The sequence below is a fragment of the uncultured Maritalea sp. genome (assembly GCF_937139385.1).
Lineage (GTDB): Bacteria > Pseudomonadota > Alphaproteobacteria > Rhizobiales > Devosiaceae > Maritalea > Maritalea porphyrae_A.
This window is the reverse complement of record NZ_CAKZPW010000025.1, coordinates 1-8142: the sequence shown is the minus strand read 5'-3', so window position 1 is coordinate 8142 and position 8142 is coordinate 1. Positions and strand designations below refer to the sequence as shown.

The 8142-nt window shown below is 51.2% G+C and carries 9 protein-coding genes and 1 pseudogene; 5 read left to right on the top strand and 5 right to left on the bottom strand.

The annotated features are described in order from the left end of the window. The 3 genes and pseudogenes from Q0231_RS01075 to Q0231_RS01065 form a co-directional block, all read left to right on the top strand. Positions 1–223, top strand: a pseudogene (locus Q0231_RS01075) (heme transporter HemC); the annotation flags it as partial. Further along, positions 220–390 (top strand): heme exporter protein CcmD, encoded by a 171-nt coding sequence (gene ccmD, locus Q0231_RS01070; RefSeq protein ID WP_269393449.1) that lies wholly within the window; start codon positions 220–222, stop codon positions 388–390. The pseudogene Q0231_RS01075 and the gene ccmD, both read left to right, overlap by 4 nt. After that, positions 390–941, top strand: coding sequence for a DsbE family thiol:disulfide interchange protein (locus Q0231_RS01065; protein ID WP_299343903.1), 552 nt, complete (start codon positions 390–392; stop codon positions 939–941). Before ccmD ends, Q0231_RS01065 begins: the two co-directional genes overlap by 1 nt. Before the next feature lie 75 nt (positions 942–1016). Here the strand turns inward: Q0231_RS01065 and Q0231_RS01060 are convergent, their stop codons facing one another. The 5 genes from Q0231_RS01060 to dapF are packed head-to-tail and all read right to left on the bottom strand — an operon-like array spanning position 1017 to position 6058. Then, positions 1017–1610: a septation protein A gene (locus tag Q0231_RS01060; RefSeq protein ID WP_269393447.1), complete on the bottom strand. Its 594-nt coding sequence runs from the start codon at positions 1608–1610 to the stop codon at positions 1017–1019. A 9-nt stretch (positions 1611–1619) separates the two neighbouring features. Continuing rightward, a complete protein-coding gene (locus tag Q0231_RS01055; protein ID WP_299343898.1) occupies positions 1620–2702 on the bottom strand; it encodes a low specificity L-threonine aldolase in 1083 nt (360 codons plus the stop codon). Positions 2703–2722: 20 nt separating this feature from the next. Beyond that, positions 2723–3904, bottom strand: coding sequence for a signal recognition particle-docking protein FtsY (gene ftsY, locus Q0231_RS01050; RefSeq protein WP_299343895.1), 1182 nt, complete (start codon positions 3902–3904; stop codon positions 2723–2725). A gap of 22 nt (positions 3905–3926) precedes the next feature. Beyond that, positions 3927–5192: a tRNA (N(6)-L-threonylcarbamoyladenosine(37)-C(2))-methylthiotransferase MtaB gene (gene mtaB / locus Q0231_RS01045; protein WP_299343892.1), complete on the bottom strand. Its 1266-nt coding sequence runs from the start codon at positions 5190–5192 to the stop codon at positions 3927–3929. Beyond that, positions 5189–6058: a diaminopimelate epimerase gene (gene dapF, locus Q0231_RS01040; RefSeq protein ID WP_299343890.1), complete on the bottom strand. Its 870-nt coding sequence runs from the start codon at positions 6056–6058 to the stop codon at positions 5189–5191. The genes mtaB and dapF overlap by 4 nt, the downstream gene beginning before the upstream one ends. Before the next feature lie 341 nt (positions 6059–6399). On the opposite strand from dapF, the gene ffh reads away from it, so the two are divergent. Continuing rightward, entirely contained in the window at positions 6400–7959 is a 1560-nt protein-coding gene (gene ffh, locus Q0231_RS01035) for a signal recognition particle protein (protein ID WP_299343887.1), read from the top strand. A gap of 72 nt (positions 7960–8031) precedes the next feature. Then, positions 8032–8142 (top strand): 30S ribosomal protein S16 (rpsP, locus tag Q0231_RS01030; RefSeq protein ID WP_299343906.1); only part of this gene is annotated, 111 nt, incomplete at its 3' end.

Below are 8142 nucleotides of genomic sequence, written 5' to 3'. Positions count from 1 at the left end.
TGTTGAATGGTGGAACACCCTGCATCAACCCGCCAGCGTCTTTAGACCCGATGGGCCCACTATGCCCATGTCGATCCTTTTGCCGCTATTTGTCATGTTCTTTGGGTTTTCTTTTCTGTTTTTGCTGCTGCATTTCATTTCAATGCGCGCTGAAATATTGCGCCGCCGCGTGCGTGCGCTCGAACGCCGCAACGCCCAACGTTTACGGGAACAACACGCATGATCGATATTTCCCAACACTTTGAATATATCGCGGGCTCTTACTTGATCACCTGCGCCCTTGTTGGTGCATTGGTGTTTTTGGTCAATCAAGACTATCACACCCAAGAAAAACGCCTGGCCGAATTAGAAGCAAAAGGCGTGCGTCGCCGTTCTGAAGAGAAAAGCTAATGAAGCGCATTTGGATTTATCTGCTGCCCCTGATCATAACGGGTGGACTATTTGCGCTCTTTGCCAGCCAAATCAACAAAGACCCAAACCTGTTGCCCTCAGCATTGTTGAACAAACCAGCCCCCCAATTCGAATTGGCGGGGATTGAGGGGCACAATCCATCCGGCTTTTCCACCCAAGACCTAATGGGCCAAATCACATTGGTGAATGTTTTTGCGAGCTGGTGCGTACCCTGCCGCGACGAGCATGAATTCCTCATCGCCCTCGCTAAACGGAGCGATGTCAAAATCTATGGCATTAATTATAATGATCAACCAGAAAACGCGCGCCAGTTTTTGGCCGAATTGGGCAACCCTTACGCCGCTATTGGCGCCGATCGTAACCGTCGGGTAAGCCTAGACTGGGGCGTTTATGGGGTGCCCGAAAGCTATTTGGTGAACCAAGACGGCATGATTGTCTATAAGCATACCGGCCCGATTAACGCACAAAGCTTTGAACAAGATGTCGTGCCAGCCATTGAAAAAGCATTGGATACCCTTTCAACCTCGTAAAACCTTGGCACCATTCAGCGGAGCTGCCGGGTCGGGAGCACCGCGACCAACGGCGGCCTGAAAAAATGTGAAAACCTATTCAGCGTCCGGCGCATATTTGGTCAAAATTGGCACCACGAGTGCAAACGAGAACACCAAGGTCAAGGGCATCAGCCCCCAGACTTTAAAGGCCACCCAAAAATCGGTCGAGAAATTACGCCAAACGATCTCATTGATCACGGCCAAAACAAAGAAAAAGATACACCAGCGCCATGTCAGAATACGCCAGCCTTCAGGCTTAAGCTTATAGACATCACCAAATACATATTTGAGTAAGCTCTGACCAAACAGCAACCCACCCAACAAAACACTGCCAAACAATGTGTTGACGATGGTCGGCTTGAGTTTGATGAAAGTATCATCTTGCAGCCAAAGTGTAAGTCCGCCAAAAACCAGCACCACAACGCCCGTGACCAACGGCATCACCGCAATACGTTTGAGCAAAAACCAGCTGGCCAATAGCGAAACCACCATCGCGCCCATAAACCAGCCCGTAGCGACAAAAATGCCCGCCCGCGCATTAAGCACAAAGAAAAGCACCAAAGGCCCCAACTCCAGCGCGAGCTTGATCAGCTGCGGCTTAAGTTCGGCCCAGTTCATTTCTTCCGGCTGTTGTTTTAACTCACTCATATTCGCTTGCTAACCCCGTGCGATCTTCATTAGTTTTTCCATATTGAACGCCCAGCGTTCAGGCGCGAGTGCCATTGCACTTTCGCCTATCTCAACATCGAACCCATATACCCCATCAATGGCGGTTTGGGCTACACTTCCCGTGATCCAAATACGTTCATATTCGATCATATGCTTTATCGCTTGTTCAATTTTTGCTCTATCCGCCTTCAAATGCACCTGAAACCCTGTGGTGTGCGGCACCACAGGTGAGGTCGAAACGCCCGGAATTTGATTGATCAGCATCGCAATCGTGCGCGCCGCCCCCAGATAATGTGGTATTTCGCTCAAATGCTTATCCATCCCCATCAGGGCGGAAATGGCATAGGGGAATTGGAAGGGTAAATCGCCCCCCATCCGGGTGATCCAAACATCAACCGCATCCAACAGCGCTTTGCTCCCTGCGATTCCGCAACCGCCCAGCCCTTTAAGTTCTTTGTAAAAAGAGCAATAGATGCTGTCGCACAACATCGAAATTTCGCTAAACTTCTTCCCATATGCGGCCGCAACACCAAATATGCGTGCGCCATCAATATGCAAATGCACGTCATGCACGTGACACCAGGTCGAAATCTTTTGCAATTCCGCAAAGGGCAACAAACGATAACCGGCACGCCGCAAGGGCAACTCCAGTGCCACAACAGCAGGTTTTTCACCCAAATTATCCAAGTCATCCACGGTAAAAGGATGATGATGATTGCCAGCACGCAAAAACTGGATCGGATGCAGCACTTCCACTGCTTCCATTTCATCATAATCAAAGTGGGAAGCCCGATGCACCACCACGCGGTTATTACCAGCAAATTCGGTGACAGCCCGCAAAACTGCCATTTGGCCAATCATGCCTTTAACGCAGAACCGCGCAGCAGGCTTATCGAACAGTTTTTGAAGGCGCATCGCAACCTCGTCACAAGCGCCACCTTTGCCATAAACATCGGAAGGCAAAAACGCATGCTCACTTGCGGCCAATATTTTGAACACTTCAGCAACATTGGGCGGTGCAAAATTGGGCAGCACATACACGCATTTTTCCATATTGCGCCGATCGATCATTTTGCCTCTCCCTCAATGCACTAAGTAACGTCGCTCGCCCCTGCAATTGCCTCCGCAAAATCCTGCGCCTGAAAAGGCTCAAGATCGCCTATAGATTCTCCTACACCAATAAAATGCACAGGGAGTTTAAATTTCTTTGCAATTGCAACAAGTATACCACCGCGCGCGGTGCCATCTAGCTTTGTCATCACCAGACCGGTAACACCGGCTCGCTGGCCAAATATCTCCACTTGGTTGAGGGCGTTTTGCCCCGTCGTCGCATCAAGCGTGAGCAAAGTGGTGTGCGGTGCACTGGCGTCGATCTTCTTGATAACGCGGATGATTTTTTCCAACTCCGCCATCAATTCGTCCCGGTTTTGCAAACGGCCTGCGGTATCAATAATCAAAACGTCAGCGCCCTGCGCCTTTGCCTCACTAACCGCATCAAACGCCAACCCGGATGCATCCGCACCGGTGGGTCGCGTGATCACTTCAACCCCAGATCGTTCGCCCCAAACCTGAAGTTGCTCTACTGCGGCCGCGCGAAACGTATCGCCTGCCGCCAAAACAACCTTCTTGCCCTCTTTGGTCAGCTTGGCGGTCAATTTACCAATGGTCGTGGTTTTGCCCGATCCATTGACCCCAACCATCAAAATCACATGCGGACGATGGCCACCATCAAACACCAACGGTAGCGCCACGGGCGCTAGCACGTTCGCCACTTCGTCGCGCAACACTTGCCGAATTTCATCAACAGAGATCTCTTTATCAAAGCGATCTTTGGCCAGTTTTTCGGTGATATCAACCGCAGTTTCAATGCCCAAATCCGCCTGGATCAGCACATCTTCAAGCTGCTCTAGCGTTTCGTCATCAAGCTTTTTCTTGGTAAAAACGGCTGCAATATTATCGGTGAGCTGATCAGATGATTTTTTTAGCCCCGACGTCAGGCGCTGGAACCAGCCCTTTTTTTCCTCAGGCTGAGGTTCTGTGTCGACTTTGGGCTCGTCATCAACCGCATCAATAGTTGGCGGCGCGATAGCCCCCTCAGGCTCAGGTGCAATGCTCGCCGCTTCTGGCTCCAAAGCAACAGTTTTTTCGACTGTAATCTCTTCTGCAGATGAGGACTCAACTGCATCAGACACAGCTTCTGTGGGCGCCTCTTCAGCAGGCACTGCTTTTTTGCCAAACAAGCGGCCAAACAAGCCCGGTTTTTTCTCGCTCATAAAAATCCCTTAGGTCAAAGCCTTATGCCACTTGCTCAATAGGCGCGCCGATAAGTCCATGCTCGCCAACGCCGGTCACAATTGCCTGCAAAATTTGCCCTGGCTCAGTGCCTGCAATCATAATGGGCGCAAATTGTTCTGTCCGGCCAATGCCGTCCCGCTCAATCAATACAGAATGGGTTTCTCCCATTTGACGCGCCAAAAACGCTTCATGTTGTTTTTCACCCGCCACCCGCAATTTCTTGGCCCGCGCCTTTGCAATGGCCTTATCCACTTGCGGCATTTTTGCCGCCGGGGTGCCCGGACGGATCGAATAGGGAAACACATGCAAATAGGTAAGATCACACTCTTCAATGATCTTCATGGAATTGGCGAACATCTCATCTGTTTCCGTGGGGAACCCGGCAATAATGTCAGCGCCAAAAACCATATCCGGACGCAGCGCCCGCGCCTCATTCACAAAGTTGATCGTATCTTCACGCAAATGCCGGCGTTTCATGCGCTTTAAAATCATATTGTCGCCAGACTGCAGCGACAGGTGCAAATGCGGCATCAAGCGCTGTTCAGACCTTAAGGCCTCCATCAAAGCCTCATCCGCTTCAATACTATCGATTGAGGAAATGCGAAGACGCTTTAGTTGCGGCACATGGGTCAATATCTGCTGGGTGAGCTTGCCCAATGTGGGTTTGCCCGGCAGGTCAGGCCCATAGGAGGTAATATCAACCCCGGTCAACACAACTTCACCAACCCCATTATCGGCCAGTTTTTTAATCTGATCCACCACGACGCCCATGGGCACCGAGCGCGAAGGGCCCCGACCGTAAGGAATGATGCAAAAGGTACACCGATGATCACAACCGTTTTGCACCTGCACAAATGCCCGCGCCCGCCCGTCCATACCTTCAATTAAATGGCCAGCGGTTTCTTTAACGCTCATAATGTCGTCAACAAGGATCTTTGAATTGCCACCAATGCCAAACTTAAGGCCCTGATAGGTCTCAGCTTTCATTTTCTCGGCATTGCCCATCACCAGATCGACTTCGCCCATGGCAGCAAAACCTTCAGCATCGGTTTGCGCTGCGCAACCGGTGACGATAATTTTAGCGTTCGGGTTTTCACGCCGGGCTTTGCGAATGCCTTGGCGGGTTTGGCGCACAGCTTCTTGGGTCACCGCACATGAATTGACAATAATAACATCATCCAAACCCGCTTGTTTGGCCTGATCTTTCATCACTTCAGATTCAAATGTGTTGAGCCGACAGCCAAATGTTAGCGTTTCAACACTCATGCAGCATCATCCTCAAACAAGTCCGCGGGCAATTCACCCTCAAACTCAGTTTCATAGGGGCCGGTCATCATAATGTGCTTGTCGCTGTCGCGCCATTCGATTTGCAAAATGCCACCAGGCAACTCCACATCAATTTTACCATCCGCAAAGCCTTTACGCACAGCCGCAACACCAACCGCACATGCCGCCGTACCACAAGCCTTTGTTAGGCCCGCACCGCGCTCCCAAACCTTCACTTTGATATGGGTTGGCGACATCACCTGCGCCAATGAAATATTGGCTCGCTCGGGAAAAACCGGGTGATTTTCAAGCAATGGCCCTGCCTTGCTTAAATCATGCGCGTCTAAATCATCCACCCAAAAAATCGCATGGGGATTGCCCACATTTACAACAGAAGGCGTATGCAAAACCGGCGCATCAATTGGCCCGATTTGCAGCTCTATGCCCGTTGTGTCTTCAAACTGTTCAGCCAAAGGGATCATCTGCCATTGTAGGCGCGGCACGCCCATATCCACCGTAACATTTTTCCCATCAAGGCGAGAGAGCAACAGCCCCGCGTTGGTTTGAATGGTCACATCCGCGCGGCCCAATTCCTCAGCCATCAAATAGCCAACACAACGGGTGGCGTTGCCACAAGCATCGACCTCGCCGCCTTCCGCATTATAGATCCGCATGAAAATATCTGCGTCTTCGTTACGCGGTGCTTCCATGATGATCAATTGATCACAGCCAACACCTTGTTCACGATCAGCGATCCAGCGCACCTTATCCTTTGTGAAGGTCAGCGCGCGCTTTCGGGCGTCAATGACCACAAAATCATTGCCCAAACCGTTCATTTTCAAATAAGAAACCGCGTCGCCGCTCATTATCGTGCCTATGCCTAGTGTCAACTTTTGCCTTATATGGCGCAGATTAGGCCCAATTACTACCCATGTCACATCAAGATTGCTTGCTTGGCGCGCTTCTTTATTGACTCTAAAGCCCCATTCCTCTATTGCACGAGCCAATAAGTTTAACTGATCGAGAAAACCTCGAGCCACTACCTTGTGCGGTCTTACTGATGCAAGGGGTCAACATCCACCAGCGCGTTGCGCCCGTGGGTGTCAAAAGCTTATGGCTCGTCAGCCTTCCAATTTGGACGTTTGATGACCATATGTGGGGGCACAATCGAACAATTGACCTTAAAAAGACAATGACGGGACGATAAATGTTTCAAAGCCTCTCCGACCGCTTAAGCGGCATCTTTGACGGAATTACAGGCCGCGGCGCTCTTTCTGAAGACGACGTGAACAAAGCCCTGCGCGAAGTTCGCCGGGCGCTAATTGAAGCCGATGTTTCCCTTGAGGTTGTGCGCGGGTTTATCGAGCAAGTTCGTGACCGGGCAGTTGGTGCAGAAGTCACCAAATCCATTACCCCGGGCCAACAAGTCGTCAAAATCGTCAATGACGAATTGGTTGCGGTTTTGGGCACAGATGCGGCCCCGCTGGACCTTAAGGCAAACCCGCCCGTTGCCATTATGATGGTTGGTTTGCAAGGCGCGGGTAAAACCACTGCCACCGGCAAAATCGCCAAACGCCTTAAAGAGAAGCAAAACAAAAAAGTCCTGCTCGCTTCACTTGATACCCGTCGCCCTGCCGCGATGGAGCAGCTCAAAGTTCTTGGGGATCAAATCGGCGTCGATACGCTTGAGATCATTGCGGGTCAAAGCCCGCTTGAAATCGCCAAACGCGCCCAAAAAACCGCCAAGCTTGGCGGTTATGACGTTCTGTTCCTCGATACCGCGGGTCGCACCCATATCGATGAAGAACTAATGGCGGAAACCGCAGAAATTAAAGCGGCCACCAACCCCCACGAAATTTTGCTTGTTGCCGATGCCCTAACCGGCCAAGACGCGGTCAACTTGGCCCGCTCATTTGACGAGCGTGTGGCCATTACCGGCATTATGCTGACCCGTATTGATGGGGATGGCCGTGGCGGCGCAGCGCTTTCCATGCGCGCGGTCACTGGCAAACCGATCAAACTATTGGGGACAGGCGAAAAGCTTGAAGACCTTGAAGACTTCCACCCAAGCCGTGTTGCTGACCGGATTTTGGGCATGGGTGACATTGTTTCGCTGGTTGAAAAAGCAGCTGAAACCGTCAATGCTGAAGACGCGGCCAAAATGGCCAAAAAGATGAAGAAAGGGGTTTTCGATCTTGATGATTTGAAAAACCAACTTCTTCAAATGAAAAAAATGGGCGGCATGGGGTCCCTTATGGGCATGATGCCGGGCATGGGCAAAATGAAAAAGCAGCTTGCTGGTGCCAATGTGGATGACAAGGTTTTTGATCGTCAGGTCGCCATCATCCAATCCATGACCAAAAAAGAGCGCGCAACACCTGCTTTGCTCAACGCCTCGCGCCGCAAGCGCGTGGCAGCAGGGTCGGGCACTTCGGTTCAAGAAATTAACAAGCTGATCAAAATGCACCGCCAAATGGCCGACATGATGAAAAAAATGTCTAAAGGCAAAGGCGGGCTTGCTGGCGCCCTCGGCGGCATGTTTGGCGGTGGCGGCATGCCCAATATTGATCCTTCCCAAATGGATCCGCAAATGCTCGCCGAAATGGAAAAACAAATGGGTGGGCAAATGCCAGATATGGGCAGCTTGGCCGCACCAGAGCCAAAAAAACAATTACCAACCAGCGTCAACGATCTGCTTAAGGGCAGCGGCGCACCGCGTTTTCCCGGCCTTCCCGGCTTGGGTCCCAAATTGGGGGGCAAGAAATAGCTCCCCCGAATATGAACAAACCAAATTACCACTCAAATGAGCGGTTCAAAGTCCATCTAAGGAGATCTAATAATGGCAACTAAAATTCGTTTGGCCCGTGGCGGCTCTAAAAAGCGTCCTTACTACCACATCGTTGTTGCAGACGTTCGCGCACCACGCGATGGCCGCTTCATCGAACGCGTT